The sequence below is a fragment of the Arcicella aquatica genome, assembly GCF_034928825.1.
Taxonomy (GTDB): domain Bacteria; phylum Bacteroidota; class Bacteroidia; order Cytophagales; family Spirosomataceae; genus Arcicella; species Arcicella aquatica.
The window spans coordinates 1-26,723 of the sequence record NZ_JAYFUL010000056.1 but is presented as its reverse complement, the minus strand read 5'-3'; the positions used below and the strand labels follow the sequence as shown (position 1 = coordinate 26,723).

Sequence of the window (26,723 nt, the reverse complement as noted above, 5' to 3'; positions counted from 1 at the left end):
CGTCCTACAAACGCCTGACACGATGACGTAGTGAAACACTACGCTAAGCAAGGCGTAAACTTTAATATTAAAACATTTCAATTTTTCATAAAATACACTACCTTGCTAACTTAATATTTCCTACATAAAAACAACACGATGAAACTACTCCCTAGATTATTTACCTACACTGTATTACTATTTTTTATTTATGGCTGTAAAAAAGATGCAGATATTAAGCCAACAGTAGCCATTCCAGATAAAAATTTTGAAAAGGCATTGATTGATGCTAAAATGGATAACGATGGTATATTGAATGGACAGATGAGTCTTGAAGATGCCCTTCTCATAGAAAAATTATATTTAGAGGATAAAAACATCAAAGATTTTACGGGTATCGAAGCCTTTGCAAATATGGTTTTGCTTGAATGTTCGAACAACCCAATCGAAAAACTGAATGTTCAAAACAATCCTAAGCTGATAGAACTCAACTGCCACAGTAGTCGCCTTACTAAGTTGGATGTTAGCAAGAATATCGCATTAGAGACCCTAGATGTTAGCAATAATAATCTAATAGCTGGTATAGATGTTAGTAAGAATGTAAAATTAATAACCTTGGTGTGTATAAATGATGGGCTAACCCAAATAGATATTTCAACCAATTTAAACCTTGAACTGTTTGGTTGTAGTTATAATGCTATAAAAACACTTGATTTAAGGGCCTACAAAAAACTAAAAGTTATTCTTGCTATTGACTGTCAGTTAGAAACCCTCAATACTTCGGGGCTTACTATGTTACAGCATATAGACTGTATCTTCAATAAACTAACTACTTTAGATATAAGCAGTAGCACACAAATCGCACATCTTGATGCTACTCAAAATCAACGGATGAATATTTGTGTTGACGATGTTCAAAAAGCTTACTCAAAGAGTAGAGTAGCCAATAGTAGTGGCTTCCCCGATTGGATTGTAGATACTTCTACTGCTTTTATTACTTGCAAATAACAAATGTTTATTAACTTGAAACTACTTATATTTATTGTAAATAAAATATCCGCTAATTATGAAATTTAATTACTTTTTGCTAGCTGTTCTATTTCACTTGAATATAGCATGCAATCAATCCAAGAATGAGCGAACAGATGTAGTATCTCATCAAAAAGACACATTGCTGCATACAGATACCCTCCGCAAGCCAACTCATATTACTTATTCCCCTATCGATTTTTCTTCGATAGAGGGCAACGATATGAGTTTGACAGGAAGTTATCATTTTAGGTATAGTATTGAATTAACTAAGCATAACACATTTGGAATTGGATTTGTATATATGTTTTATAAAAATGGAGATGAAGGGTGGAAGCTTGAAAACATGAAAAGATTTGCAAAGGATACTTTACTTGGTGGCTCCGCAATAGATATCGCTAATGAAAGATTAATACACCAAGATAAGAACCGTTTAAAAGATTTCAATTCTTTTGCTTTCTTTATAGATAAAAAATACCTGACAGAAAGTGTAGCAGACCATAATACAATCTATCATTATCCAACACCCAATACTAACATTGAAGTTATATTATATCAAAAACTAGTTGGTGAAAAAAAATGGGTAGAAATAGATAGAAGAGCTTTTAAAACAGATGAGTATGGTGGTTATAATAAAACTTGGATGATCAATTTTGTAAAAGATAAGAGACAACAATTTAAATAATTTCGTTTTGACAAATGCTTTTCATACTACTTGTTGAAGTCTGAGACTGTCCCAAACTGGTCGTAGCATCGGCTACGACCTAAGATAGTAAAGAGCGTCACGCTCGCTTTATGAGTTAGAAATAAACATTCATATTCGAGCGTGATGCTCTTTTTTCTTTGGGGTCGTAGCGGACGCTACGACCAGTATAAGACTTTAGGATTGAAGGATGAATGTAGTACGAGTTTTCAACTCGTAAGTAAATAATACACGAGTTGAAAACTCGTGCTACAGATTTTTGTTTGACGAAGTGTGTAGGTTGGATAAGCTCTGGTAACGAGCGTAAAAAGCAAAAGTGCTTCAAACCAGTGAAGGTCTGAAGCACGTATGAAGGGTACAACTATTTCAATCTTTTCATAATTAGGTTATGTCGTTGGGGTTTGGTCTTTGTTGATAGTCCAGATTGTCCCGTTCTTAATGTCTGTTCTACTGAGTTTGCCTTGTCTCGTTAGCTGTTGTAATAATTTTTCGCTGTCAGACTTCGTATTGCCACTTAATTCTGCAAATTCTCGGGTCGTCAGGCGTGGATACTTGTTAAATAAGTAAATCCAGCTAGCATCATATTGATATTGTGTGGCTTTCGGAAATGTATTTAATATGGCATTTTCAAAAGCTTGATAAGGTCTGAAACCATATACTGTTTGTGTTTTCTGGTGTGAACCATCCGAGAAAAACAACGTCGGGAAGCCCCTTACGCCTAGTTTTTGAGCCAACGCTAAATCTTCCTGAAACAACTCTTTGGCTTGGGTTTCATAATCATGTTTCAATAGTTGACTATCCAAACCTACCTCGTTAGCAGCCAAGCTAAGATGTGCCCAATTAGTGATATTTTTCTTTTCTAGAAAAACCATTTCTCTAATCCTCCTCATAAACAACACAGCCTTCGCTTCATCCTGTAGCTGAGCGGCCTTGAAAGCTACCGAAGGCGGAAAAGATGAATGTAGTGGGTCTTCTAGCCAGACGTCGCCGTCGATAGGCATATCATAATACTCGCTTACTTCGTCCCAGTGGTGTGCCACATCAGAGGGCTTTGCGATGCCTCCACTATTAAAATAATTCCAATTAGGGAGCAGTCCACCCATACGGTACTCAATTTCAATGTCCGTTCCGTATTCGAGTTTAAGTTTTCGTAATTGAGGCTCTATACCCCAACACGAAGAACAAATAGGATCAGTGAAATAGATTATCTTAACAGTTTTTTTAGGTTTAGAGGTAATATCTTGATGTTCGTCGGTATTGTATGTGTGAGGCATTTCACAAATCCCTTTTTCGATGTCACACAAAAGTGGATTACTATTTTCAATCATTTCTTAGGTCAATAGTTTGTTGTTGCTAAAAATGTTGTTATTAAAATGGCACTCAGATTGCTTTTTGCAGTCTTTTACCTTTTTAAAGCCCTCTTTATCTTTTAAAGTTGTAATTTCGCTGTAAAGTTGAACACAATATAGACACCAATCAATTAGTCAGAAAAAGCTGACTACTAAAAAAAACAATCATGGAGCCTGAGAATAATTGCCCTGCCGAAGGACTTTTAAAAATACTAACTGGTAAATGGAAGCCACAAATATTCCGCCAAGCGCTCGAAGGACCTGTCCGTTTCAATTCACTACTCCGCCAAATAGAAGGTTCGAACAAGCAGTCGATAGCAGTTGCCCTGAAAGAGTTAGAAGAACAAGGATTGTTAGATAAAATGGTTATCAAGCTAAAGCCTTTGCATGTAGAATATACCTTGTCTGAAAAAGGGGAATCACTGATTCCTATCTTTCGTCAGTTAGAGACTTTGTCGTAGCAAAGGGCAGTATCAGTAGCACGAGTTTTCAACTCGTGGAATAATGTACGAGTTGAAAACTCGTGCTACTGATACTGTCCTTTGCTAAATCGCTCAATTACTATGGAACAAGGAGAAAGAAATAACGTTTATGAGGTTTACAACAAAATAGCTACATGGTTTGCTGAAAATAAAGATGATCGTTTAATAGAAAAACTTTATCTCGACGATTTAATACAGCGTCTGCCTGTTGAAGGCACTGTTTTAGATGTGGGTTGCGGAACAGGAAAGCCCATGCTGGAATATCTTATTAGTAAAAACCTACATGTTGTTGGCGTAGATGCCAGTAGCAAGATACTCGATATTGCTAAGGCTAATTTCCCATCCACAACATTTATTTTACAAGATATGCGTTTGTTGGATATAGATAAGCAATTCGATGCCATCATTGCGTGGCATAGCTTCTTTCATCTTCCTGCCACTGACCAACCATTGATGTTTGCCCTTTTTCAAAAGCACCTAAATCCTAATGGAATTTTACTTTTCACTACTGGCACAGAACATGGCGAAGCTTGGGGCATGAATGGTGGCGAAAACTTATTCCATGCGTCTTTAGATTCGCATGAGTATGCAAGGCTATTGAATGAACATCATTTTAAAGTACTGAAACATGTAATTAACGACCCCAATTGTGGGTATGCTAATGTCTGGATGGCACAGTATTTACCTTAATATGAAGAATATTCCTTTAGGCTGTCTTCCAAATATCATAGCCAAATCTGGCGATAACGGCCGTTACTACTATCAGAAAGAAAATCCTTACAAAAGAACTGCCCTTTAATAATGCTAGCCTTGTCCCTATTATCGAGCCTGCAATATTGGCAATGCCTAGTGGAATGGCTACTTGAAAAAGTACATCGCCCGACGACATAAAGAAGATAATCGCTGGAATATTGGAAGCACAATTCAGTATTTTAGCATAGGCGGAAGCATGGAGGAAGTCTAATCCAAAAATAGAAACAAAGGCAAAAATCAAGAAACTGCCCATGCCTGGCCCGAAAAAACCATCATAAAAACCAAGGATGGCTCCTGTGAGTAAGGCACCTATCAAAAACTTTTTACCATCATATTTAGGGGTATGGTCGGTGCCCAAATCTTTTTTCAGAAAGGTATAAATCAACACAAGGACTAACAATACCAGAATAATGGGTTTGAGTAAGTTTTTATCTAAGGAGGTTACTAACCTTGCTCCCATCAAAGCGAACAAACTGGTAATTATTATTGCTGGTACAATTACCTTCCAATCCACCTTTACCTTCCGTACATATTGCGATGCCGACACCAACGTACCCGACACTGAGGCTAATTTATGCGTACCCATAATGGTAGGAATGGCATAATGTGGCAGGAAAATCAATAAGGCTGGGAGTTGAATGAGTCCTCCTCCCCCAACGATGGCATCTATAAAACCTGCCAAAAAAGCAAAACAACAGAGTAATAGTAATGTTTGGAGTGTAATATCGGTTAGTAGCATATTTTAAAATCGCACCTACCTACATCAAAGATATAGTCGGTAATACATTGAATAATAATCAGTTAGTTATCAGCAAACAATTATATTTTAAGGCTTATATAATTCGTTTTGCATGGCTAAAGTTATGATTATTTTGTGGGAATTTTTGTTGGTTACAGAGATTATTGGTTTAATGCGATTGTGCCATTGTTTATTCACGATATTGGACCTGCATGGTGGACGAATGCCATTCGTCCCTACTTTTATTTATCTATAGTTTTGTGCTAATTTACACCTCAGTATCACGAAGCCTAAGACTTCGTGATAATTTGTCTTACAATTCAGCAGTATTAAGAGACACAAACCCTTCTTTTATGGCATTTAATTGTTGTGAAATACTACGGATGGAAAGGTCAATACTTTCGGCACTGTTGTAGATATTATTGGCGAGCCACTGGAGGTCTAAGACTTCTATCATGTCGGTTTCTTTTGAAAAATCTATTACACTTAGAATTTTACTATGCTCATGCCGAAGCTCATGTGACAGCAAGAATGATACCTTTTCTATACTGCGTATATGTTCTAAATGCTCTTCCCTTGCGTCCATCTGTGCCGTAATTTCGTGAGCAAGCCCTAAAACAAGCTTAGGAAAACCAGACTCTTCTCTTTCTAGGGTAGTAATATAGCATTTAAACCATTTGAATGATCCATTCTTACAATAACACCTAGCTATTAAATTATGATACTTATCTTCAACAGAAGTGGCTAAAATATCAAGGAATTTATACAAGTTTTCAATATCTTCAGGAGGGGCTATTCTAAATATACAATCTTCACCGAGTGTGTCTAATTCTTCAGCGAAATCATAACCAAGTACTTTGTGGTACTGTTGATTAGTAAAGACATTTCGTTGCTGTTGAATATCGACTACAAAGATAGATACTGGCATATTATCCAGTATGTGGCTCATAACTTTACTTTTAATATCAGTGTTTAGACTGAATAACTGAGAGTCTTTCATTTTATAAGGTAAAATATTTATCAATAAGTTTGTCAAGATAAGACTATCAACGTTGATGTTTAGTTCATAGTATCGTCTTTAAATATTTAGAATGAAGAAAAATACATTTTTAGTGTACTAGTCGAAAATGTAAATTAGGCTATCAGCCATTATTTAATTTTATTAAGTTTTATCGATGTTACCTTATAACCTTTACCTCGTAGTAATGCAATTAACCCAGTTTTATATTGTAAATGCCCAAGTCCTACGGCAATGAAGCAAGAGCCTTCTTTGGTTTTACTGATAATCTTAGGAAGCCAAATTTGATTCCTTTTTATCGTGCCTTCTCTAATCCATTCTTCCTTTGGTTCTTCATTCAACCGCATGTCTGCCTGCATAGATTTTTTGTAGAGGGCTTCGTCCAACGTTTTAATGTTTATCAGGCGATTAACATTCACTTTGGTCTCAATTAAATATACTAAAGTTTTTGCCGCTGTTTTATAATCATACTTTTGGGCTGACATTGCCAATGGCATTTTCAGCCTTTTCAAATACACCATATTTACAATTGCTAATGATGCTTTTTAGCTTAGGGAAGCTGTCTATCAATTGAAAACTTACTGTATGGAAAGTGCCAAATAGATAGGATGCCGACGGGAGGTTGTTACCTGTTATTTCCCAAAGTACCGATTCTTTTTTTTGGGCTGTCGCTAGTGCAGGGACTAATAAAAGGAAGAGTATAATGGATTTTTTTACTTGCCTTGACATAGCTATTATAATTAGTTTGAATCTGTAGGGTCGTATGGCATACGACCTTTTGGCGAACGAATAATAGGACGACGAAAAGGACGAATGCAATTCGTCCCTACTTTTCCTATCTCTTGTTATTTCAAATTTATCAACTTGAAACAGCTAGAGCAATAATTATGATACAAGTATTTTTATTTTTTTATATTAATAAGGTTTGATTTAAAAAATCATCAGCAAAACATCAGTTAAGATGATGAATATTAATATTCGCGCAACCCAAGCATGTATTTTAATATACATAATTGTGAGTGGACTGTCATCTGGATTTTGTCTTGGGAAGGTAAATAAATAGATTGTTTTATCAACGGTGTCTAAATTATGCTCCCAAAAGAAGCTTTTTAAGCCAGTAGGCTTTTCTCTGTTTTGACGACTTTGTTCTATCTTGAAGAAATAATAAATTTTTCTATTAATTAATACGCATATCACTACCACCGAAAGTACAAGGTAAATACTTAGTATGGCAAAAATATCTGTGCTTCTCATGATTGAGTAAGTATGGTGGCGTTTATTTACTTTTTACTATATCTGTTTTATCTATTCGGGGAGTATTGAAATATACTACAAATGTTAATAGCAGATTTATTCTTCTGGATTATCTGGAATTGTGAGAATCACCTTATACATTTCCAAAGACTTAACCAATTTTTCTCTGTATTCAGCCACTGTATATTGACCTACGCTTTCAAAACAATGTGCTTTTGCATCAAAATAACCATAAACTAATTCGAAAAATAGGTAAAACTTGTCATAGTGTTCTTTGTCATATTTTTCTATTTCTGATAGTATTGTTTGGTCTTCAATATAATCCATCGGCAACAATACATCATATCCTTCGTCAACATCATCATTGGCTAAGGCTTTTTCTAGGGCTGGTAAGTAAATTTTTAAAAATAATTTATCATTCATTTTTAGTGATATAGACCAGTTTAAATTGTTTCACTACGACATGATGGAAGACCTGAGTTCTAGGATATATCAGTAGGGTCGTATGGCATACGACCTTTTGGCGGGTGAATAATAGGACTACGAAAAGGACGAATGCAATTCGTCCCTACGCTATTTATTGAATGTATTATTGTTGGTACACGAGTTATTATTGACAATAACGAATCGTATGTCATACGTCATTTTTCAATCCTAGAAAAATTAAAACCTAATGATAGCATCAGTGTATTGCCTATTCTGCCGTTATCGTCAATTGAATAAGCTACATCAACGTTTACTAATTTATTAATCATAACCCCAGCACCCAACGTTGTAAAGCTTCGATTGCCTTTGTCTTTGGATTCAAGAAACTTGCCCATCCTAAAAAATAAAAAATCATCATAGGTGTACTGCATTCCCAACGACCAAGTAATTTCCTTTAGCTCTTCGCTGAGTCCGCCAGAGGCATCTGAAAGCGAAGTGAGCATTCCCAATAAGGCCGAATCGTTGTTATGATTTCCAGTTGGGGTGGGTACCAACAGTTTATCGGCATCTATTGTAAAGGCAACTTTATTTTTAACATCCAACTTATAACTTGGTGCTATGCCTAATTTTAAATTGGTCGGCAAAAAAGCATACTGTTTGTTACCTGTATTAACTTTTTCGCCAATATTGGCAATATTAAGTCCGTAATTGAAAGTGAATTTTTTAAAGACTTCGGTATCAACATGCGCTAAACTGATGTCAAAAGCAACATTATTACTAGAAACTCTGTCAATATTAGCAGGTGATGTAGTTACATCACCATGTAAATACTTTGCTCCCACGGCCATTGATATTTGTTTTGATAAGCGTCTTGTATAATTGACTCCCCATCCCCAATTTATAGATGAAGATGTCGTAGGAACCCCTATATTACTTATAGTGGTAATGGGTTGTTTAAATAACGTCAAATTGCTTGATAATGCACTTTTTTCATTCAAATGATAATACCCACCTCCTCTCACGAGATACATATCATCTATAAATTTAGGTAGCAACTTCGACCCTGTTAAAAAGAAACCGCTTCTATTAGGCGAATGTACCAACATGGCAGGGTTGAGATAGGTAGCTGTTTCGTCGGTAAAAAGAGCCATTCCTCCATAACCCATTGAAACAGACATGGGGTCTATGTTGATGAGCATAAACTGGTGCACAGGCGTTGGGATAGAGATTATTGCTGTTTGCGTTTGTGCTTTTATTGATTGTGTAAAACCAGCAATAAGCGTAAAGAGTAATAGTGTTTTTTTCATGGTTTAATAGCTTACGCTGCCTTTATCAGGATTATGTTTCTGTAGAGAAACAATGATTTTTGAAGAACAAGCAGTTAGTAAATTTTGTAGCGTTTATTAATTAGTGATAGACTTAAATTCACAAAAAATGTAGGGTCGTATTGCATACGACCTTTTGACGAACGAATAATAGGACGACGAAAAGGACGAATGCAATTCGTCCCTACCGATGTTTAAACCGCTGGTTCTTGCTGAGACAAACAGTGAAAACTGCCTTGTCCCCAAATAATGTCAGTCGCATCTAAACCAATTACTGGGCGGTCTGTAAAAAGTCCTGAGAGAATATCTAACGCTACCTCATCGTTTTTGCATTGGTACGTCGGCACGATTACGCCAGCATTGGTTATCAAGAAGTTAGCATACGAGCCTGGTGTTCTGAACTCATCAATCACTACTGCTGAGGGCATTGGTAATTCTACAACATTCAGTTGTTTGCCGGTTACCAAACGCATCTGTTTTAACAACTCCAAATTATCGTTCAATACTTCGTAGTTATCATCATTTTTATCGTATTCAACAGCCGCAACTACGGTATCGGCATTGACAAAACGAACGGTATCATCCACATGACCGTCGGTATCATCCCCTACTATGCCATCATTTACCCATAACACCTGTTCTTGTCCGTAGAAATCACAAAGGTATTGTTCTATCTGAGCTTGTGTAAGGTGTGGGTTTCTATTGGGGTTCAATAAACATGAACGACTGGTAAGTACTGTGCCTGCTCCGTTAAATTCTACCGACCCGCCTTCCATAATAATACCCGGTGTTACGCTATTCAAGCCACGATATTCGGCAATTTTGGTAGGCAAATTGTTATCATCATCAAATGGAGGATATTTTCCGCCCCAAGCGTTGTATCCCCAATTCACAATCATGCGTTGTTTGGTTTCGGGGTTTATCAAAAACGCAGGACCGTGGTCTCTGCACCAAGCATCATTGGTGGGGTTTACTAATATTTCTATTTGCGAAAGTTCAATATCGTATTTCGGTAATTCATTCAAAATAAACGATTTAAGGGTTTCGTCGTTTACATTCAAGCAAACCTTTTCACCTTTAGCAATCGCCTTGATAAAATTAAAATATTGTGGGTACATTTTGGCTAGTTTGTCACCTTGCCAAGAGTGGTCGTTGTGCGGAAAAGTAAGCCAAGTTGCTACGTGTGGATGCCATTCGGCAGGAAAAAAGTATCCTTGTGATTTTGGAGTAAGCATTTGTGTCTGTTTTAAGGTGCAAAAATAGGGATTTATCTTTAAAGCTGTAAGCATTAGGCATTAAGCTTTAAGCTATCGGATGTCAGATTTCGGCTATCTGCCTTCGGTGTCAAGTCCTTAAACAATAAATCTTGTGTCTTGAGTCTTACGTCTAGTATCTTAAAGTCCTAAAGTCTAAAAATCCAAAAGTCCTACAACCAAATAAATCTTGTGTCTTGAGTCTTACGTCTAGTATCTTAAAGTCCTAAAGTCCTAAAGTCTAATTTCCAAAAGTCCTACAACCAAATAAATCTTGTGTCTTGAGTCTTACGTCTAGTATCTTAAAGTCCTAAAGTCTAATAATCCTAAAGTCTAAAAACCCTAAAGTCCTAAAGTCTAATAATCCTAAAGTCCACAAACAAAAAACTATTCCTCAAAAGAAATCCCTCTTCTATTCACTTTTTTGATAGAGGCGATTTTTTTGGTTTTGAGTCTATCCATTTTTGAAGCCAAAGTAGGTTGGCTGGCTTTCCGTTTTTTGGGAACAAATAATGCCTTTTTCAGTATATCCATAAACTTTTTAATCGCCAAATGTTTGTTTCGTAGTTGAGTACGTTCTTCTTGCGAAACAATGATTAGTTCACCCTCAGCATTAATTTGGTTTTTAAGTTTTTCTTGAAGCGTATTTTTCTGAATTTCGTCTAATAAAACGGAATTGATTATATTGAATCGGAGTTCTATCTTGGTAGATACCTTATTAACATTCTGTCCACCAGCTCCGCCACTTCTAGAGGCTTGGAATTGGAATTCTGGACTGAAATCTTGTTTAAGTAATTGGTCGAGAGACATGTGGTTTAATTGTGAATGAGTGAGTTGTGATTGAGTGATTTTTTTAGTTGCGAGTTAGTGAGTTTTTAGTTGTGAATGAGTGAGTTAGTGATTTGTTAAGTTCAAAGTTTAGCGTCTTCTATCTTACCTCTAACACCTTCAAGTCCAAAAATAAATATTCAAAATCTTGTGTCTAGTGTCTTAAAGTCCAAAAATAAATATTCAAAGTCTTGTGTCTAGTGTCTTAAAGTCCAAAAATAAATATTCAAAGTCTTGTGTCTAGTGTATTAAAGTCCAAAAATAAATATTCAAAATCTTGTGTCTAGTGTCTTCAAGTCCAAAAATAAATATTCAAAGTCTTGTGTCTAGCGTCTTATAGTCTAGTGTCTTAAAGTCTTTCATCCAATGCCCGAAACAAACATACGAAAAATAATTCATATTGATATGGATGCCTTCTATGCTTCTGTAGAGCAAAGAGACAACCCTGCCTTGCGTGGAAAACCCGTTGCAGTGGGAGGCTCGCGTGAGCGTGGCGTGGTGGCAGCAGCCAGTTATGAAGCTCGTAAGTTTGGTGTACGTTCGGCGATGTCGTCGATGATGGCAGCACGAAAATGTCCGAATTTGATTTTTGTCAAACCCCGTTTTGAAAGCTATAAGACTGTCTCCAAACAAATCAGAGAGATTTTTGCGGAATATACCCATCTGATAGAACCCCTGTCGCTAGACGAAGCTTATTTAGATGTTACCGAAAACCTAAAAGGTATGGAATCTGCCACAGAAATAGCCATAGAAATTAGGGCAAAAATCAAGGAGAAAACACAACTGACGGCCTCCGCAGGGGTGTCGTATAATAAATTCTTAGCCAAATTGGCATCCGACTATAAAAAGCCTGATGGGCTGTTTATAATAAAACCTAAGCATGGCGAAAAGTTTGTAGAGCAATTAGAAGTATATTGTTTTCATGGCATTGGCAAGGTAACGGCTGATAAAATGAACAAAATGAATATTTTTACGGGACTGGATTTACGCCAATACGACGAAGCTTTTCTGACCAAACACTTTGGGAAGGCAGGGAAATATTATTATAACATCGCCCGTGCGATAGACAACCGCCCCGTGAATCCTGAAAGAATCAGGAAATCGGTGGGGTCAGAAAATACCTTTTGGAGAGATTTAGAAACCAACGTTGAATTAGAAGCGGGACTAAAACCCATTATCGACGACGTATGGAAATACTGCGACCGTACGCATGTCTATGGCAGAACGGTAAACTTAAAGGTAAAATTCAATGATTTTCAGATTATTACACGAAGTAGGACGACGCTCTCTCCTATTTTTGACAGTGCCTTTTTTGAAAAAATAGCCTTTGAATTATTAGAACAATTATATCCAGTTCCAAAGGGTGTACGCCTGTTAGGCATCTCTTTATCTAACCTAGCATCTGCCGACGAGATGGTGGGGAAACAGTTGACGTTGGAGTTTTAGGATTAGGGCTTTCGGTCGTCGGCTTACGGACTTCGGCTTTTCCCCTCCCCATTAGTCTGCATTTAATAAGGTCAAGGATGTTTCACGAGTTTTCAACTCGTGAAATAATGTACGAGTTGAAAACTCGTACTACTACTGTTTGTTTTGTATTTCTCCGCTTGACAATCTGAGATTGTCATTTATCCGACCCACGAAGTCGGAGACTTCGAGGAGCTAGGTGAGTTTTTTTCCCTACAACAGAAAACCGAAATCTGATAACCGACACCTATATCCCTAATCTGAAAACCGAAATCCGATGACCGACCGCCTACAGCCTCTTGCCTAAAGCCAATTTTTAATTTCTATGCCCCTGTTTTTATTTCCACTACTTTTAAGATAACTTGCAGTTCTAATTTACAGCATGGGGGAAATGTTATTTTCTAAGAAAAGCCCATCTACTTTACAAAAACAATGGAACAACAAAAACCAATCATAGGAATAACTTTAGGAGATTATAATGGGATAGGTCCTGAGGTAATTTTGAAAGCATTGACTAGCAACCGTATCTTGAAGATGTGTACGCCTGTTATTTATGGTTCACAAAGAGTATTTACTTATTACCGAAAAGCGTTAGATTTAAAAGATTGGGCGCTACACAGTATCCCGAGTATCGACCAAATCAATCCGAAATTTACCAACGTAATTACGTGTTGGGATGACAAACAAACCGAAGTGACCCCTGGAAAAGTAACGCCAGAGGCTGGTGCTGCTGCTTTGGCTTGCTTACAAAAAGCTACGGAAGATTTGAAGGCTGGGCATATTCATGCTATCGTGACGGCTCCTATCAATAAAAATAATATTCAATCAGCAGAATTTAAATTCCCCGGACATACTGAATATTTCACCGAAGCGTTTGAAGCTAAAGATTCTTTGATGTTTTTGGTGTCGGATGTCCTACGTGTAGGCGTTGTAACAGGGCATATTCCTTTAGGGAGAGTGCGCGGAGCGATTACACAAGAAAAAATTACGCAGAAACTCAACCTGATGTTTACGTCTTTGATAGAAGATTTTGGCATTCAGAAACCTAAAATCGCTGTATTGGGACTAAACCCACATGCGGGTGAAGACGGGCTATTGGGCAATGAAGAAAAAGAGGTAATTAGCCCAGTGCTGGAGCAATTTAGAAAAAAAGGAAGCTTGGCTTTTGGTCCTTTTCCTGCGGATGGATTCTTTGGAAATGCTCAATTCAAACAGTATGATGCCGTTTTGGCGATGTATCACGACCAAGGGTTGATACCTTTCAAATATATTTCATTTGAAAATGGCGTTAACTTTACAGCGGGCTTGTCGGTAGTACGTACTTCACCCGACCACGGTACGGCCTATGATATAGCAGGTAAAAATATAGCCAAAGAAACATCAATGCTGGAAGCCATCTTTACGGCTATTGATGTAATACGGAATAGAAAAGAGGTAGTGGCGGTTAGCGAGCAGGTAAACTAAACTTATCTTTAGGGAGAGGTTTAAATGCTTCAGTTCTCTTTAGAAAAGCTATTAGGATTAATTACGTATCCCTAGTGAGGGACTTAAGTCCTACTGATTACCACCAAGTATATAAATAACTGATAATCAAGGTTTTTATCCCTAGCGAGGGACTTAAGTCCCTCGCTAGGGATAAGAGATTCAACGCTTGGTTTTAAAGATTATTTATGTACATTTAAGCTAATTTAATCAATAATAACATTTCCATTTCAACTTTTTAAAAGATGTGGGTAATCAATAGGACTTAAGTCCCTCGCTAGGGATTAAGCATTAATTCTCAAAAGAACCTTGCTTTCTCTTTATGGGTAAAGAAACAAAATACAAGGTTTCAACAATATTATTCAATCTAAATTCAACCTTAATTAACAATGTCAATCGAACAACAATCACGTCGTGACTTTTTGAAAAATAGCTTGATAGCTACTGCAGGAGCAACGCTTCTAACTAATGATTTATGGGCAGCTAAAAAAGAGGCTCGTCATATTGGCGTACAGTTGTATTCTGTGCGTGATGCCATCAAAGTAGATGCCAAAGGTACGTTAGCTAAAATTGCTAAAATGGGGTATAAAGAAGTAGAAGGCTTTGGATATTCAGGCGGGAAATTCTTTGGGTTAACGCCTGATGACTATGCTAAAACATTGGCTGACAATGGCTTGAAGATGCCGTCTGCACACGCTATGGTTACTTCAAAAGACTATGCAAACGGACAGCTTTCGGATGATTTCAAGAAATTGGTAGAAGATGCTATCAAGGTTGGACAGAAATACGTGATTGCTCCGTATATGTCAGACCCAGACCGTTTGATTGGGAAGCAAATGGCTGAAACTTTCAACAAAGCAGGTGAATATTGCAAGGCGTCAGGTGTGAAATTCGGATACCACAACCATGATTTTGAATTCAAGAAGTATAACGGCGAACAACTTTATACAACGCTTTTGGATAATACCGACAAAAACTTGGTGACATTCGAAATGGATTTATACTGGGTAGTAGTAGGTGGTGAAAAACCAGTAGAATGGTTCAAAAAACACCCAGGTAGATTTACACATTTCCACGTAAAAGACCACGATCCAGTTAAAAACGTGACCGTAGAAGTAGGCGAAGGCGATATTAACTTCCAAGAAATCTTCAATGCAGCTAAAATTGCAGGAACGAAATACTTTGTGGTAGAATTAGAAAACTACAAACGTACACCAATGGAGGGTATCGAAATCGGCTTGAACAACTTGAAAAAGTTAAAGTTTTAAGCGCTAATTTTTCTGTAAAGTATTAATCTGTTAAATTTGTAAACAGAAAAATGAACCTGTCACCTCTGTGGCAGGTTTTTTTAGTAACACTCTTACCGAAGAGAGCGGAATTAATGATCGGTTCGAGCAACAATTATGAAGAAGAAAGTTTTAATAGCGGATGATATGCACCCAAGCATCCTGACGATGCTGGAAGAATTAGGTTTTTTACCCGACTACCAACCCAATATTCAACGACCTGAATTGTTGAATATCATCAAAGATTATGAAGGTTTATTGATTAGAAGTAAAACCAAAATAGACAAAGAATTTTTAAGCCATAACCAAAAATTAGCGTTTATCGGAAGAGCAGGGGCTGGACTGGATTTGATAGACATCGAAGCAGTAGAGCAATTGGGCATTAAATTATTTGCCGCCAACGAAGGGAATTCTGATGCCGTAGCGGAGCATACATTGGGTATGCTGTTGAGCTTATTCAATAAAATCAATTGGGCAGATGCGGAAGTACGGCAGAAAATTTGGCTCCGTGAAGCCAACCGTGGTATCGAGCTAAAAGGCATGACGGTGGGCATTATTGGCTATGGCAACATGGGTAAGACGCTTTCTGAACGATTGATAGGCTTTGGCGTAGAGGTACTGGCGTATGATCGTTATAAAACAGGCTTTTCGTCAAACTTGGTAAAGGAAGTCGAAATGGACGAAATCTTTGAAAAAGCGGATGTACTTTCGCTGCACGTGCCATTGAATCCTTCTACCAAAATGTTGATAAATGACGACTATTTGGCAAAATTCAAGAAGAATATTTTCCTGATTAATACCTCGCGAGGAGAAGTAGCCTCGGTGGCTTCGGTATTGAAACATTTACAAAATGGGAAACTAAGAGGGGCTTGTTTAGATGTACTAGAAAATGAAAAGATGAAACAACTTTCTGCCGAACAGGAAAGTCAGTATGACCAATTGTTTCAGTTGAAAAATGTAATATTAACCCCACATATCGCTGGCTGGACGGTAGAAAGCTATCAAAAAATCAATGATGTGTTGATTGAGAAGATAAAGGCGATGTATTGTATTGATTTGAAGATTTGAGAATTTGAAGATTTGAAAATGATTAAGATTAGACAACTTTTGAAAAGTTGTCTAATCTGTTTAATTTTATTTCTTTCTATTAGCCGGTGACTTAAGTCACCGGCTAATAGAAAAGATTAATTGCGAGTGAGATTGTTTTCCATTTTCAAATCTTCAAATCACCAAATTTTCAAATCAAACAACTATACTTTTCTCCCCAAATAAACAGAATAATCTGTCAGTCTTGATTCGTACTCACCATTCATCAATGGGGAAGTCATCATAAAATCAGCCGTAGCACGGTTGCAAGCCATCGGGATATTCCAAACTACTCCGAGGCGAAGTAATGCTTTAATATCAGGGTCGTGCGGTTGCGACGACATAGGATCCCAGAAGAAAATAATCAAATCTATGACGCCTTCGGCCACCAAAGCCCCAATTTGTTGGTCGCCACCCAGAGGCCCACTCAATAGTTTAGCGACAGGTCGGTCGATAGACTCTTCCACCAGTCTGCCCGTAGTGCCTGTAGCATATAATTCGTGTCTTGATAATACGCCTCTGTTATAATACACCCATTCAATCAATTCAGCTTTTTTATTATCGTGTGCAATCAGGGCTATTCTTTTGCGAGGCTTTAATGTTCTAATATTCGACATTATCGTTAGATTGTTTTACTTAGTTAAGTGTTTAGGAATTCCAGTAACAAAAGTAATGTTTTTAGTTTATTTACAATAGGAATGTATAAGACTACAATGGGTATCTCTGGTGAAGGGATTAATCTCTAAGCCATTTTTTAGTCTTCCTATTACCACACTTATGCATACAAAACCATCTTTTTGTATACATATCTGTATACTCATGTATATAAAATGGCCTTTTCGTATACATATCTGTATAATCATGTATATAAAACTACAATTTTATTGAATTGTATAATCTTGAGAGAAAAGTGTAATAAGAGTATGGTTTACATAATAATTATTTTTTCCAATCTTGTATTTAGTAAGTAACCCAATCTGGACTAATTGGTCTAAATACTTTGTTGCAGTGATTCTTCCTACTTGTAAATCTTCTTGAATAAATTCTATTTTGGTATATGGATGTTTAAAGAGATTATTCAATAAATCTTGGCTGTAAATTTTAGGTAATTCAGTTCTAATCTTTTCCTTATAAACCTGCATTAATTGACGTAAGTCTTTTACAATACTTATACTTTGTATAGACGTTTTCTCAATAGCAATGAGCATAAATTTTACCCAATCAATCCAATTTTCATGGTCACGGACATTTTGAATAAGCCTGTAATAGTCGGATTTATTTTGGTTAATATAACGGCTTAAATACAGAATGGGCAAATTAATTAATCGTTGTTTCTGTAAATATAATACATTCATAATTCTACCAGTACGACCGTTCCCATCGTAAAATGGATGGATGCTCTCAAATTGAAAATGAATAAGTGCCATTTTAATCAAATCATCTAAATCGGATATTTCATCATCATTAATGAATCTTTCAAGGGAATTCATCAACGACACAATTTCATCATTTTTTTGTGGGGGCTCATACACAACCTGACCAAAGTTGTTTTTAAGACTTGTTCCTGACACTTTTCTAAAACCTGCTTTATTCCTTTCTAAATTTTCCTGAATTTCAAGAATAGTCCTATTCGTTAACAATGTACTTTCCTTAACTAATTCATAACCTCTTTTAAGGGCAATTGCATAATTTTGTACTTCTTTGGCAGCAAGAAACTGAACTCCTTCAATATTGAGCTCTGCCTTGAATAATTCATCATGAGTGGTTATAATATTTTCAATAGCAGAACTGTCTTTCGCTTCCTGTAAAACCAAGGTGTTGAGTAATAAATATTGATTTGGTATTGATTCTGCTACACCCTTTAGTTCTGCTAAAGCTGTGCGTGCTTTATTTACCATCTTTAAAACGTCTTTAGTTTCTATGTCTATTTTAGGAGGAAACTCTGCGATATTCCACATATTTTTCTTTTATAGTAAAACTCTAAATATTTAGTTAGAGATATTGTTATAAACAAATCTTCATGAAACTACTATCAAATACCAATTAGTTTATAGATTTTGATTATCAAAGATAGAAAATTGAAGTGGTTAATAGTATTTAATCATTTTCGAAAGAATAACATTAATGAATAATTCCGCCTTCGTTGGAATTATCTCCAACGGAACGTGCGTGAACAACAAGCCAAGCGACTGCATCTTTAAATACATTATTATACAAATTTCAACCATATAGTACAGCGTTCAATATCGTGTAAATTTGCCTATAATTACAATATGTTTTGCTGAGTACTTAGCTTTTTTGCATGAAATATTTATAGCCGCAGTAAGGCTGTTTACGCGTGAAGTGCTGATAATGAATATGAGTTAACTTTTATCCCCAATTCCAAGAACAATCAAAAAACTTATGAAAAATGTATTAATCAAGTTGGCAGTTATGTTAAGTTTAACAGCAGTTGTGCTGTCTTCATTTACCATCCAAGAAAATAATATCTTGACAGAACAAGAGAAAAAAGATGGTTGGATTTTACTATTTGATGGTAAAACCACCAATGGGTGGCATATTTACAATAAAGGGAAAATTCCATCGGCATGGATTATCCAGAACGACGAGTTATACTGTAAACCAGATACCTTTAAGGTCGAACATGGCGATTTGGTTTCAGATAAGGTTTTCCAGAATTTTGAGCTAAAATTTGAATGGAAAATAAGCGAAGGGGGTAACAGTGGTGTTTTTTTCAATGTCATTGAAAAAGAAACTATTCCAACGGCTTGGGCTTCGGGGCCAGAATATCAATTGTTAGAGGAATCTCATCCAGACTTTGCAATAAGCCCCAAAAAACGTTCTGGCTGTTTGTATGGTTTTTATCCCCAAAAGAATGTAGCACCAACCAAACCTGCTAGCGAATGGAACCAGTCTATTATTAAACAAGTAAATGGTCAGGTTCAGTTTTATCTAAATGGCATACTAACTGCTGAACAAAACCTTAATGCTAAAGAATGGAAAGCACTAGTGGCCAAAAGTGGATTTAAGTATTTCCCTCAATTTAGTAAATCTACCAAAGGGAGTATCGCTTTACAGGATTGGTCGAAAGGAATATCATTTAGAAATATCAAAATTAAAAACCTTTAGCGTTTTGCACCTGCTGTGGGGTTAAATACTAACAGTAAAGCCTTGTCGGTAATATTTCCTCAGGCAAGGCTTTACGAAACGGTGCAATTCACCCCATTTTCTAAGGGATTCAACACATTTCCCACTTTGGGGTCAGTCATCGCTTTAATATTGGACATGATTTTCACAAACCTCAGTCATGTCATGAAAAAGCTCCTTACTTTTATTTTTTGTCTCTTTACTTTTTATCCTGTTTTCTCACAGTCTTCCCCCAAAACGCCTTATGCTACCAAAGGCTTTGTCATGGATTCAACAACTGGCAAGCACGTAGCTTTTGTAAGAGTTACGCTCAAGAACCTACAAGATAAGGCAGGCAGCCTGCAAACGAGTGATACTGAGGGAAGATTTATCCTACACAACCTTCATGAAGGTAATGATTCGCTCATGGTGAATTGTGTTGGTCATGTTGCTAGGCATATTACTATTAGCCCTAACGAAACTGGTCAAACTGATTTTGATATGTTGCTACTTATTCCCGAAGCACGGGAACTAAAGGAGGTGACGATAATAGCCAATAAAACACTCATTAAAGAAGAGGTTGACCGTATGGCTCAAAAAATACTAAGCTCCTCCGATGCTACCTCCAGTCTGAAAACAAATGTAGTTGCTACGTCTGGTTATACTATTGAAAATATGGATAATACCATTAACATCATTTACAATAGGGCGAAATATACTTGGTATTTTCGTGTAGTGTGGAGGTGATAGGCTTAATCCAATTAAGCCCTACCATTATTTTACACGTTAAAAAGTAGGGACATATTGCATATGTCCGCATTCCCGACGATAATGGTCGAGTGCAATATGTCCGCATTCCCAACGATTACCAAATTACGATTCCAGACATTTATTCATCCACACTAATAATCCGCTTTTTCTTTTTCCAAGGCTTTAGCGTAAACTCTAAATCAAGTCCCGCAATATTGTTCGTTCTTAATTGTTTATGTGAATAATCAGGTACCCACAAATAGTATAAGTTCACTTTAAAACTCTTATTTACCTCATATTTCAACCCTGCCGAATTACGAAATCTATCAAAAGCCAAGCTATTATCAAGCTCTACAAAAGGTTCTGTATAAGCATACACATCCAATCTCCTAGTAAGTTTGTACTTGCCCGTAAAGCGTGTCCGTAGAAAAGCATCCGTATCCGACTGCTCGTCGTCGCCCACAAAATATTGTTTTTGATACTGTATCATCGGTCTGATAGAAGCCCTAAACCTACCTATTTCTTTTTGCGCCTCAATCCCCAAAGCATAGCGATGATACGTGCCTTTGTCGACCATCGCTAAGCGATAACTACTCGTTATTTCAAAGGTATTGCTCAGGCGTTTATCTAGTTGTCCGTACACATACGACCCCTTATAATTACTCGCATCATCCGCCAAACGCATACGATATTGCCCTGATACCGACCATCTTTTGGGTAAATCAAGTTTAATCGACGCTCCGTACCAAGTCTGAAAATCATTATAATCTTTGGTGCTTTGTCCATGCATCAAAGTACTCATCAAGCAAAGACAAAGTATATATAGCCGTGTATTTTTCATGGTTAGTTTAGTCAAAATAGTAAATAATCATACGAGTGGCATCTCTCAAAAAATCAATTGATTCTATCTCAACTCGTTGCACATTTAGCCCAGTTCTGTTTTGTAAATCTTCTAACAACTCCTGACGTCTATTGACGTGAATCAACTCTATTCGTTCATAAATGATTGATTTTGAGTGTTCTTTTTTGACAAACCATTTACTTTCCAATACACTGGTTGTGATTAACAAAATGCCATTCAATACCGAAAGCTCATCCCACCCTCCTTTGCTTACTGCCGATAGTAAACCAATGGCGATTACCAAAAAGAGGTAGGTCATATCACGGGTAGAGATACTTTCTGTACGATAGCGAAGCATTGAAAAAACAGCAAATAACCCAAAGGCAGCCCCCATAGACATCTCTACATTATTCAATAAATTGGTAATGAGAAAAATGGTAAGGTTGAAGGTAAAAAAAGTGAAAAACTGCTCTGTTTTGTGGTAGGTTCTGTAATAAATAAGCCTTACCAAGATGGTAGTAGCAATTAAATCAATGGTTAGTCGTAAAAAAAACTTGGGTGATAGTTTGTCCAATAATTCAAACCCAGCCCCTTGAATATTCTGTAAAGTATCGGTACTAGCTATGTCCTGCAAGAGCATCATGTTGTCTGATTAATTTAGTGATTTTTAGTAAATGTGGTTTGAAACGATTGTATTTTACGCCCTCTATCAAGCTGATAATGCCAAAGCAATATTTACTGATAGAGCCTTCGCGGATGTGGTATTTTTTCATGAGTTCGATAAAGTGCGAAGCGCCCTTTTTCTGTTGTTTTACCTCCGCAATCACAATCGTAGGGTACGCCTTTTCTTTGTCGTCGTTCTTGAAACAGAGCTCTAAATCTATCGTCAGCCTTTCCAGATGATGTTTGCTAACAAGCGTGATTCGCCTATAAAACACCCAAAGCACGCCCTTTAAATCGTTGGGGTGGAAAGGAGAATGTTTTTCAAGGAAATCACGCTCATTATCTTCATCAATCATCGGTTTATCATACTCAGTTGTTCTTATCCTTTTTTTCAGGGTCCTGCCTTTATTGTTTTTAAATTTTATCTCAAAAAACTGTAAATCAGACCCCACATAATTGCGTGTACGAACTTTATAGCGATTCAAACTACCCGTTTGGTGCTGATGATATAGTGCCATCTGGTTATCTTCATCAAAATATTGGGTTTCATACGCACAAATACGCTCATGGTTGACCACCACTACTTTGTAATGTTCACGGGCTTCTTTTAATAGCTCTGGTAGTAACCAAAGTGGAATGACGTATTTTACATCTACCCTATCCATCAGCTTTACCTTGTCCATTTCCGCCAGTGTGATAGACTCAAACCCTGCTATTTCCTTTGTGATAGTATCTAATAAACTATTAATTCCCATAGATGTATTTCTTTATTTGAATGGTTTTGCCTTGTGCGTCTATGGTTTTTCGTTCTGTTCTAAATCCTTTGCTGTCTATCGTGTAGATTTGCTTGGCTTCTAAGGTATTCAGTTCATTATATTTCCATTCCTCTTTTTTCTCGCCGTTGATGTCGTATTTATATACCTCGCGACTTATCTGTTTGCCATTGGCATCTTGCACAATTTCCTCTACTTTATCTTTTTCTGAGTTGTATTTGTTAAGGGTTTTGGTTTGGATATTGCCTTTTTTATCAAAATTGATTTCTTCGATTACATTACCGTTATCATCCAATTTCTTCTGTACATCAGTCCGTTTGGTTTCTTTCCCTCCGCTGACGTCAACAATTATTTCAGTGATGTTTTTTACACGGTATTTTTTAAGGTCTTTCTTGCTTTGTCCGAATAGTTGGGCACTTAAAATCAGGCATAAAATCGTTATTGTGGTTTTCATATTGATATGTTTGTATTGGTTAATTCTTTATTTTGGGTATCTAGCAATGAATTTATACCGTTTTAAAAAAAGGGTTCATATTTAGAAGATTCAAAAAATATTTCATTATTTAATAATTTGATTTATAACAATTTCTCCCTTTTGTAAGACCTTACTTTTCTTGTCTTGACACAAGAAAAGTAACAAAAGAAAGTCAAGAAATTCCGAAACTCGCTTCGCTCAAACAGCGGAATTTCAGAAAATGCTGACGCTCATTTTAAAAAACCTTAAAAACTCACTTTACAAAAGCCTTCACCGCTGTATTCCTCGTTACAACGTGCGTTTTCAAGGCTGTAATTGCTGTAGCAAAATCGCTGGCACTGCTCAGGTAAGTATAGCCTTTTTGTTCGGGTTCAGTGCCTGTCACATAAGGGGCAATTAGGGTATAGTTTTTATCCAACATCGCATTTACATTAGCAGTCGTAAAAATATTATCGTTAAACTCTTTTACGTATGCCTTGTACTTGGCATAATAGGTGGCATCATCCGCGACATACCTAATCAATGGCCAAGCATTGGTTACTTCCGTCATCGCCAATGAAACCCCTTGCTGATTATTGCCCTGTCCGCTTGTACTGCTAGTGGTCATCGAAAGGTTAAAATCCCACGGAATCCATGTTATTTTTTTAGTGGAATGGGTATAGAGGTAATAATTATGAGCCATCGCTCCGTAAGCATCCCAATTCACAATGACGTTGTTGACCGCTAGCACTTTCAAATAATGGTCTACATTAAAAACCTTTTCCAAATCACTTCGCCATTGACTCGCATTGCTCGTGCGTGTACTAGCATTTAGGGCAGTTATGAAGCTTTGCACATCCGAGTAATCAGCGGCTGTTTTGTTATTTTTCTTCTCAAAATCGTCTTGTACAAAAGTCTTTAATGCCGACTCTGGCTTGTAAATATTACCATCGTCTTCACCAAACTGATTTTTTATCATCGTGTCGTCTATTACTTCTACCATTGTGTATACACCACAATATTTTAGCCCATCACCGAAATTGATGTACACTTTATAAAAGGCAGTTTGAGCACTTGGAATGCCTGCTGCTCTGAATAAATCACTTGCTACTTTATCCCTCATCAGCGAGTTATCATTATATCCCGGCGACATCGAGAATTCTTTAAAGCCATAAAAACGCTGATTTTTGATTTCGGGATAGGTATCTTCAAACTCATCAAAATTCAATTTAAAAGGCAATTTATAGTTGCCACTTCGCCATGCTCCCGATAAACTAGAGTTTCCTTTGAGCCTGAAACCTGTGTGGTACCATTCTTTACCGTTGAATTTTACTGAGGTGGCTACATAGATAGGGTCGCCAGTGATGAGGTCTAAGCCACCACCACCAGCGTTCCCACCACCTCCACCACCGGGATTTGCCCCGCCAGGCATCCCAATGCCAGATGAACTTGCACCAAAATCTGACCCAGATTTGGTTTTCATATCACTTTTGATGGTCTGCCAATCTGCCGACGTCATCGTAATTTCAAGCGTATTTACTTTATCCTGTGGAAAAGCCACATCATAATCTGGGCTAACGCTGTTGCCATGAGACGCTTCCGTCCAGTCGGGTGTAGAGGCACTTATCTCATCGTTTACCTTGCACGAAGACAAGGCCATTGTTCCCAGTAAGAGAAAGCCTACTAAGTTGTTGATTTTCATATTGGTTTATTTGTACGGGGTAAAAAACCTCACCCCTAGCCCGACTACGTGTCCCGCTCTCCTCCAGAGAGGGGAATCTTCGAGTACTCGTTTCTCCCCTCTCAGAAAAGAGCGGGACGCGTAGTCGGGCAGGGCGTGAGGTTTATACATCGAAGACCAGCCCCTTATTCCAACCGTTGCATACGTGTAGATGAATGCCGTGTTTGTGTAGATAGATTATTTATTCCATCAAAAAAGTCTGAACGGCCTCTTGTCTTGCCTCGATGTGTTTCTTAAGTCCTTCAAATTCCTTTTCAAAAGCATTTACATCAGTCAATTGCGAATAAGGCTTTTGTTCTAACGCCACCAAAGGTTTTAATAATTGGTAATGTTCATCCAACAAAGCGTGCATTTTGGCAGGTGTGAAAATATAGACACTAAAGGCCTTTACATAGTTTTTGTATCGTTTGGCATATACCTCATCATCCATCAAAAAACGGATTAATGGCCAGCGGTCTGTTACCTCTTTTTGGGATAACGACCCACTTTTCCCCATCATCGGAGGCATCATCTGTGAAGGCATCTCTCTCCCACCCGTCGGCATAGCAGGGGCATCGCCTTGTTGCATCGTTGGGTTAAAGGCAGGCATCCCATTCATATCTGGTGGCCCCGCAAAACCACCACCGCCACCTCTGCCAGTTTTTAGTGCCTCGTTATTATCCCAAGGAATCCACGTAAGGTGCCCTAGCGGAGAATTGTACAGGTAAAAATTATGCGCCATCGCTCCGTAAGTATCCCAATTGACCGCCACAGCATTGACGGCTAACCATTTCAAAAACTGGTTTACATTGAATACGCCCTCTAAATCGCTTCGCCATTGTGCAGCATTACTGGTGCGTGATGACGCATTTAATACCTTAATCAACTGCTTGATGTCGCTCCAGTCGGCAGGAGAACTTTTTTTATTTTTTCTTTCAAAAGCAGTACTATCAAATCTTGCGAAGGTAGATTCGGGCTTATAAATATTGCCCGACTTCTCGCCAAACTGTGTTTTAATCATGGTGTCGTCTACTACTTCCACCATCGTATAAATACCGCAATATTTTTCACCTTCTCCGAAATTAATATATACCTGATAATAAGCAGTTTGCGGAGCATTGATGCCTGCTTTTTGAAAAATTTCATTCATTACTTTTTCTCTCATCAACGAATTATCACCCATAGCAGGTGACATGGAGAGTTCTTCAAACCCATAAAAATCACTTCCTTTTTTGATGTATTTCCCAAAGTTTAGTCTAAAGGGTAATTTATAAATCCCTTGTCCCCACGACATCATCAAACTAGAATTCCCTTTTAGTCTGAAACCCACCTGTTGCCAAGTACTATCTTTAAAAGAAAGTTTCGCCGAAACGTATGGTGGGTCTTTTTGTACCATCTTCATCGGAGAACCCCATTGCCTATCCTGTCTGTTTGGAGTATTTCTATCAAAGTTAGGCGGAGGCATATTGGGCATTCCTCGTCCGTTTTTCATCGTGCCAAATTCAGTATTTAAAATGTTTTTCATCTCCGACTGGATATGTTGCCAGTCTTCTTTCTTTAAGGTAATGACCAATTTGTTTACCTTTCGTTGAGGGAAGACGATGTCATATTGTGGGTTTTCGTGGCTGGACTGTGCAAGTATTGAACTAGCCAGAGCCGAACAGAGGATAATAAGAATGAATTTACGGATAAACATGGTTATAGTATTTTATGATTGGGAAAGCAACCTCTTGATGTTTCATTTGTAGTAGAGAAATTACGCTAGAAGCTTTAGCAACATTTACAGTAGGTACAATTCGACTACGTATCCTGCTCTCCTTTCTATTAGCGGGTGACTTAAGTCCTACTGATTACCCATAAGTATTGATGTTATATATTTCTTTAATAGTTTGAAATTTTTGGAATCCTCTCCACAGTGTAACACATCCCAAGGGTCTGTT

The 26,723-nt window shown here is 37.3% G+C and carries 28 protein-coding genes; 10 read left to right on the top strand and 18 right to left on the bottom strand.

Translation table 11 applies throughout. The features are described from left to right. Positions 1–138: 138 nt before the first annotated feature. Positions 139–987 carry a leucine-rich repeat domain-containing protein gene (locus tag VB264_RS22045; protein ID WP_323253073.1) on the top strand — a complete coding sequence of 283 codons (849 nt, stop codon included), beginning with the start codon at positions 139–141 and terminating at the stop codon, positions 985–987. A 58-nt stretch (positions 988–1,045) separates the two neighbouring features. Continuing rightward, a complete protein-coding gene (locus VB264_RS22040) occupies positions 1,046–1,693 on the top strand; it encodes a hypothetical protein (protein WP_323253071.1) in 648 nt (215 codons plus the stop codon). A 404-nt stretch (positions 1,694–2,097) separates the two neighbouring features. On the opposite strand, the gene VB264_RS22035 is transcribed toward VB264_RS22040, so the two are convergent. Further along, complete coding sequence (locus VB264_RS22035; protein ID WP_323253069.1) at positions 2,098–3,039, bottom strand: DsbA family protein; 942 nt, start codon at positions 3,037–3,039, stop codon at positions 2,098–2,100. Positions 3,040–3,227: 188 nt separating this feature from the next. Here VB264_RS22035 and VB264_RS22030 point away from each other — a divergent pair, with 188 nt between their 5' ends. Both VB264_RS22030 and VB264_RS22025 read left to right on the top strand, forming a co-directional pair. Further along, a complete protein-coding gene (locus VB264_RS22030) occupies positions 3,228–3,521 on the top strand; it encodes a winged helix-turn-helix transcriptional regulator (RefSeq protein ID WP_323253067.1) in 294 nt (97 codons plus the stop codon). A 102-nt stretch (positions 3,522–3,623) separates the two neighbouring features. Continuing rightward, positions 3,624–4,232, top strand: coding sequence for a class I SAM-dependent DNA methyltransferase (locus tag VB264_RS22025; protein WP_323253065.1), 609 nt, complete (start codon positions 3,624–3,626; stop codon positions 4,230–4,232). A gap of 16 nt (positions 4,233–4,248) precedes the next feature. Here the strand turns inward: VB264_RS22025 and VB264_RS22020 are convergent, their stop codons facing one another. From VB264_RS22020 to arfB, 9 genes are all read right to left on the bottom strand, one after another. Further along, positions 4,249–5,034, bottom strand: a complete 786-nt coding sequence (locus VB264_RS22020) for a sulfite exporter TauE/SafE family protein (RefSeq protein ID WP_323253062.1) — start codon at positions 5,032–5,034, stop codon at positions 4,249–4,251. A gap of 313 nt (positions 5,035–5,347) precedes the next feature. After that, the gene (locus VB264_RS22015) at positions 5,348–5,983 is read right to left on the bottom strand and encodes a PAS domain S-box protein (RefSeq protein ID WP_323253060.1); all 636 of its coding nucleotides are present in this window, start codon (positions 5,981–5,983) and stop codon (positions 5,348–5,350) included. Between the two features lie 200 nt (positions 5,984–6,183). Beyond that, positions 6,184–6,537, bottom strand: a complete 354-nt coding sequence (locus tag VB264_RS22010; protein WP_323253058.1) for a TraB/GumN family protein — start codon at positions 6,535–6,537, stop codon at positions 6,184–6,186. Further along, positions 6,518–6,781 carry a hypothetical protein gene (locus VB264_RS22005; protein ID WP_323253055.1) on the bottom strand — a complete coding sequence of 88 codons (264 nt, stop codon included), beginning with the start codon at positions 6,779–6,781 and terminating at the stop codon, positions 6,518–6,520. The genes VB264_RS22010 and VB264_RS22005 overlap by 20 nt, the downstream gene beginning before the upstream one ends. Before the next feature lie 201 nt (positions 6,782–6,982). Beyond that, a complete protein-coding gene (locus tag VB264_RS22000; protein WP_323253053.1) occupies positions 6,983–7,306 on the bottom strand; it encodes a hypothetical protein in 324 nt (107 codons plus the stop codon). A 96-nt stretch (positions 7,307–7,402) separates the two neighbouring features. Further along, the gene (locus VB264_RS21995; protein WP_323253051.1) at positions 7,403–7,729 is read right to left on the bottom strand and encodes a hypothetical protein; all 327 of its coding nucleotides are present in this window, start codon (positions 7,727–7,729) and stop codon (positions 7,403–7,405) included. A 218-nt stretch (positions 7,730–7,947) separates the two neighbouring features. Beyond that, entirely contained in the window at positions 7,948–9,039 is a 1,092-nt protein-coding gene (locus tag VB264_RS21990; RefSeq protein ID WP_323253049.1) for a PorV/PorQ family protein, read from the bottom strand. A 212-nt stretch (positions 9,040–9,251) separates the two neighbouring features. After that, positions 9,252–10,292: an agmatine deiminase family protein gene (locus VB264_RS21985; RefSeq protein WP_323253046.1), complete on the bottom strand. Its 1,041-nt coding sequence runs from the start codon at positions 10,290–10,292 to the stop codon at positions 9,252–9,254. Positions 10,293–10,697: 405 nt separating this feature from the next. After that, positions 10,698–11,120 (bottom strand): alternative ribosome rescue aminoacyl-tRNA hydrolase ArfB, encoded by a 423-nt coding sequence (gene arfB / locus VB264_RS21980; RefSeq protein WP_309923927.1) that lies wholly within the window; start codon positions 11,118–11,120, stop codon positions 10,698–10,700. A 384-nt stretch (positions 11,121–11,504) separates the two neighbouring features. Between arfB and dinB the strand changes: the two genes are divergently transcribed. From dinB to VB264_RS21960, 4 genes are all read left to right on the top strand, one after another. Further along, positions 11,505–12,584, top strand: coding sequence for a DNA polymerase IV (gene dinB / locus VB264_RS21975; protein ID WP_323253043.1), 1,080 nt, complete (start codon positions 11,505–11,507; stop codon positions 12,582–12,584). A gap of 450 nt (positions 12,585–13,034) precedes the next feature. Next, a complete protein-coding gene (gene pdxA, locus VB264_RS21970; protein ID WP_323253041.1) occupies positions 13,035–14,066 on the top strand; it encodes a 4-hydroxythreonine-4-phosphate dehydrogenase PdxA in 1,032 nt (343 codons plus the stop codon). A 407-nt stretch (positions 14,067–14,473) separates the two neighbouring features. Next, positions 14,474–15,352 (top strand): sugar phosphate isomerase/epimerase family protein, encoded by an 879-nt coding sequence (locus VB264_RS21965; protein WP_323253038.1) that lies wholly within the window; start codon positions 14,474–14,476, stop codon positions 15,350–15,352. 135 nt (positions 15,353–15,487) lie between these two features. Beyond that, the gene (locus VB264_RS21960) at positions 15,488–16,438 is read left to right on the top strand and encodes an NAD(P)-dependent oxidoreductase (protein ID WP_323253035.1); all 951 of its coding nucleotides are present in this window, start codon (positions 15,488–15,490) and stop codon (positions 16,436–16,438) included. A gap of 182 nt (positions 16,439–16,620) precedes the next feature. On the opposite strand, the gene VB264_RS21955 is transcribed toward VB264_RS21960, so the two are convergent. Further along, on the bottom strand, positions 16,621–17,073 hold the full coding sequence (locus VB264_RS21955) for a methylglyoxal synthase (protein WP_323253033.1): 453 nt from the start codon (positions 17,071–17,073) through the stop codon (positions 16,621–16,623). 264 nt (positions 17,074–17,337) lie between these two features. Further along, positions 17,338–18,414, bottom strand: a complete 1,077-nt coding sequence (locus VB264_RS21950; protein WP_323253031.1) for a Fic family protein — start codon at positions 18,412–18,414, stop codon at positions 17,338–17,340. Positions 18,415–18,859: 445 nt separating this feature from the next. On the opposite strand from VB264_RS21950, the gene VB264_RS21945 reads away from it, so the two are divergent. Both VB264_RS21945 and VB264_RS21940 read left to right on the top strand, forming a co-directional pair. Then, complete coding sequence (locus tag VB264_RS21945) at positions 18,860–19,585, top strand: 3-keto-disaccharide hydrolase (protein WP_323253029.1); 726 nt, start codon at positions 18,860–18,862, stop codon at positions 19,583–19,585. 183 nt (positions 19,586–19,768) lie between these two features. Further along, positions 19,769–20,329 carry a carboxypeptidase-like regulatory domain-containing protein gene (locus VB264_RS21940; RefSeq protein ID WP_323253027.1) on the top strand — a complete coding sequence of 187 codons (561 nt, stop codon included), beginning with the start codon at positions 19,769–19,771 and terminating at the stop codon, positions 20,327–20,329. Positions 20,330–20,471: 142 nt separating this feature from the next. Here the strand turns inward: VB264_RS21940 and VB264_RS21935 are convergent, their stop codons facing one another. The 6 genes from VB264_RS21935 to VB264_RS21910 form a co-directional block, all read right to left on the bottom strand. Next, on the bottom strand, positions 20,472–21,173 hold the full coding sequence (locus VB264_RS21935) for a DUF2490 domain-containing protein (RefSeq protein ID WP_323253025.1): 702 nt from the start codon (positions 21,171–21,173) through the stop codon (positions 20,472–20,474). Positions 21,174–21,180: 7 nt separating this feature from the next. Then, complete coding sequence (locus VB264_RS21930; protein WP_323253023.1) at positions 21,181–21,816, bottom strand: DUF4956 domain-containing protein; 636 nt, start codon at positions 21,814–21,816, stop codon at positions 21,181–21,183. After that, entirely contained in the window at positions 21,791–22,591 is an 801-nt protein-coding gene (locus VB264_RS21925) for a polyphosphate polymerase domain-containing protein (RefSeq protein ID WP_323253021.1), read from the bottom strand. The genes VB264_RS21930 and VB264_RS21925 overlap by 26 nt, the downstream gene beginning before the upstream one ends. Beyond that, on the bottom strand, positions 22,581–23,063 hold the full coding sequence (locus tag VB264_RS21920) for a hypothetical protein (RefSeq protein ID WP_323253019.1): 483 nt from the start codon (positions 23,061–23,063) through the stop codon (positions 22,581–22,583). Before VB264_RS21920 ends, VB264_RS21925 begins: the two co-directional genes overlap by 11 nt. A 274-nt stretch (positions 23,064–23,337) precedes the next feature. Then, a complete protein-coding gene (locus VB264_RS21915) occupies positions 23,338–24,765 on the bottom strand; it encodes a CotH kinase family protein (protein ID WP_323253017.1) in 1,428 nt (475 codons plus the stop codon). Positions 24,766–24,985: 220 nt separating this feature from the next. Further along, positions 24,986–26,479, bottom strand: a complete 1,494-nt coding sequence (locus VB264_RS21910) for a CotH kinase family protein (protein ID WP_323253015.1) — start codon at positions 26,477–26,479, stop codon at positions 24,986–24,988. Between the last annotated feature and the right edge of the window lie 244 nt (positions 26,480–26,723).

Coding starts and splice junctions, on each gene's coding strand:
- VB264_RS21935 (WP_323253025.1), bottom strand. CDS start 21,173: ATGAAAAATACACGGCTATATATACTTTGTCTTTGCTTGATGAGTACT.
- pdxA (WP_323253041.1), top strand. CDS start 13,035: ATGGAACAACAAAAACCAATCATAGGAATAACTTTAGGAGATTATAAT.
- VB264_RS21985 (WP_323253046.1), bottom strand. CDS start 10,292: ATGCTTACTCCAAAATCACAAGGATACTTTTTTCCTGCCGAATGGCAT.
- VB264_RS22010 (WP_323253058.1), bottom strand. CDS start 6,537: ATGTCAGCCCAAAAGTATGATTATAAAACAGCGGCAAAAACTTTAGTA.
- dinB (WP_323253043.1), top strand. CDS start 11,505: ATGCCCGAAACAAACATACGAAAAATAATTCATATTGATATGGATGCC.
- VB264_RS22035 (WP_323253069.1), bottom strand. CDS start 3,039: ATGATTGAAAATAGTAATCCACTTTTGTGTGACATCGAAAAAGGGATT.
- VB264_RS21995 (WP_323253051.1), bottom strand. CDS start 7,729: ATGAATGATAAATTATTTTTAAAAATTTACTTACCAGCCCTAGAAAAA.
- VB264_RS21945 (WP_323253029.1), top strand. CDS start 18,860: ATGAAAAATGTATTAATCAAGTTGGCAGTTATGTTAAGTTTAACAGCA.
- arfB (WP_309923927.1), bottom strand. CDS start 11,120: ATGTCTCTCGACCAATTACTTAAACAAGATTTCAGTCCAGAATTCCAA.
- VB264_RS22020 (WP_323253062.1), bottom strand. CDS start 5,034: ATGCTACTAACCGATATTACACTCCAAACATTACTATTACTCTGTTGT.
- VB264_RS21940 (WP_323253027.1), top strand. CDS start 19,769: ATGAAAAAGCTCCTTACTTTTATTTTTTGTCTCTTTACTTTTTATCCT.
- VB264_RS21955 (WP_323253033.1), bottom strand. CDS start 17,073: ATGTCGAATATTAGAACATTAAAGCCTCGCAAAAGAATAGCCCTGATT.
- VB264_RS21960 (WP_323253035.1), top strand. CDS start 15,488: ATGAAGAAGAAAGTTTTAATAGCGGATGATATGCACCCAAGCATCCTG.
- VB264_RS21925 (WP_323253021.1), bottom strand. CDS start 22,591: ATGGGAATTAATAGTTTATTAGATACTATCACAAAGGAAATAGCAGGG.
- VB264_RS21965 (WP_323253038.1), top strand. CDS start 14,474: ATGTCAATCGAACAACAATCACGTCGTGACTTTTTGAAAAATAGCTTG.
- VB264_RS21920 (WP_323253019.1), bottom strand. CDS start 23,063: ATGAAAACCACAATAACGATTTTATGCCTGATTTTAAGTGCCCAACTA.
- VB264_RS22000 (WP_323253053.1), bottom strand. CDS start 7,306: ATGAGAAGCACAGATATTTTTGCCATACTAAGTATTTACCTTGTACTT.
- VB264_RS22015 (WP_323253060.1), bottom strand. CDS start 5,983: ATGAGCCACATACTGGATAATATGCCAGTATCTATCTTTGTAGTCGAT.
- VB264_RS21915 (WP_323253017.1), bottom strand. CDS start 24,765: ATGAAAATCAACAACTTAGTAGGCTTTCTCTTACTGGGAACAATGGCC.
- VB264_RS21990 (WP_323253049.1), bottom strand. CDS start 9,039: ATGAAAAAAACACTATTACTCTTTACGCTTATTGCTGGTTTTACACAA.
- VB264_RS21910 (WP_323253015.1), bottom strand. CDS start 26,479: ATGTTTATCCGTAAATTCATTCTTATTATCCTCTGTTCGGCTCTGGCT.
- VB264_RS22005 (WP_323253055.1), bottom strand. CDS start 6,781: ATGTCAAGGCAAGTAAAAAAATCCATTATACTCTTCCTTTTATTAGTC.
- VB264_RS22045 (WP_323253073.1), top strand. CDS start 139: ATGAAACTACTCCCTAGATTATTTACCTACACTGTATTACTATTTTTT.
- VB264_RS21950 (WP_323253031.1), bottom strand. CDS start 18,414: ATGTGGAATATCGCAGAGTTTCCTCCTAAAATAGACATAGAAACTAAA.
- VB264_RS21930 (WP_323253023.1), bottom strand. CDS start 21,816: ATGATGCTCTTGCAGGACATAGCTAGTACCGATACTTTACAGAATATT.
- VB264_RS22040 (WP_323253071.1), top strand. CDS start 1,046: ATGAAATTTAATTACTTTTTGCTAGCTGTTCTATTTCACTTGAATATA.
- VB264_RS22025 (WP_323253065.1), top strand. CDS start 3,624: ATGGAACAAGGAGAAAGAAATAACGTTTATGAGGTTTACAACAAAATA.
- VB264_RS22030 (WP_323253067.1), top strand. CDS start 3,228: ATGGAGCCTGAGAATAATTGCCCTGCCGAAGGACTTTTAAAAATACTA.